Raw genomic sequence first — 1,091 nt, 5'->3', positions numbered from 1 at the left:
GGCCGGCGTCGAGGTGCGCGATGAGGAATCGCGCGCCGGCGCCGTCGCGCGGGTCGCGCCACAGGAGCCGCGCGAACGTCCGGCGGGCCTCCTCGTGACGCCCGAGAGCCCACGCGGCCAGGCCGAGCCCGTGCAGGGCGTGGAGGTACGGTCGGTTCTCGATCCAGCCCTTGGGGGTGAGGTCGTCGGGCTTCAGGTCGGAGGTGCGCTCCGCCACGTCGACCGCGACGGCGTAGTGACGGTAGGCGCCGGCGTACCCGCCGAACGTCGCGTCGTCGAAGGCCGCCTCGCCCCACGCGACGTGCGCCTCGAGGGCGCGGAGGTCGCGGCGGGTGAGGTCGTTGAGGACGTCCTCGACGCCTCGGACGTCCCCGACGTCGCGCAGCACCGCCGCCTCGAGGATGGCGTCCTCCTCGAACGCGAGGGGACGCCGCGGTGCCGGCATCGGGGGACGTAGCTCGACGACGCGGCGCGGGCCGGCGGCCAGGAGGTCGTCGTACACCGGCTCGAGGGCGTCGGGGTCCAGCCCGAGCGTTTCGAGCCCCTCGTCGGGCGTCCAGGTGTCGCGCACGTCCAGCGGGCATGGGGGGAGGCCCAGCGCGCGCACGTCGCGTCCCGCCCACGCGACCGAACCCCCGAGGTAGGGCGTGCTCCCGAACGTCCAGGTGTTCGTAACGTCGTACCCGAACCACTCCCCGGGGACGGGGAGGTCGCTGGATAGGCCGGTCCGGGCGACGAGCGAGACGCCGGTCGGGACGGCGGTCGCGTCGTTGCGGCTGCGTACGTCGGGGGCGTCGGGCGTTCGGTCGGGCGGCAGGAGGCGCGCGTGGAGGACGTCTCCGGTCCGCCCGACGCAGGCCAGCACCACCCGTTCGCCCACCTCGGGGAGGTGGGCGGAGGAGGTGACGGGTGCAGCGAGGGCACCTGGCGCGGGGCCGCGCTCCGGTCCGTCGAACGCCGCGTGATTCACCGCGCGGGTTCGCCCACCTCGAGCGTCTCGAGCGTGAGGCCGACCGCGGTGCGTTCGGCGAAGCCGGGCCAGTACGTGTGCTCGTCGGTGGGAGCGCCGTCGTCGTCGACGGACCACACGG

1 protein-coding gene is annotated in these 1,091 nt (G+C 75.2%); it reads right to left on the bottom strand.

The annotated features are described in order from the left end of the window. The coding region (locus RI554_11685) for a hypothetical protein (GenBank protein ID MDR9392674.1) at positions 1-970 on the bottom strand (970 nt) is incomplete at its 3' end. Positions 971-1,091: the final 121 nt, after the last annotated feature.

This window comes from Trueperaceae bacterium, assembly GCA_031581195.1.
GTDB lineage: Bacteria > Deinococcota > Deinococci > Deinococcales > Trueperaceae > SLSQ01.
The sequence above is the reverse complement of the archived record's forward strand: the minus strand, read 5'-3'. Positions and strand labels throughout refer to the sequence as shown.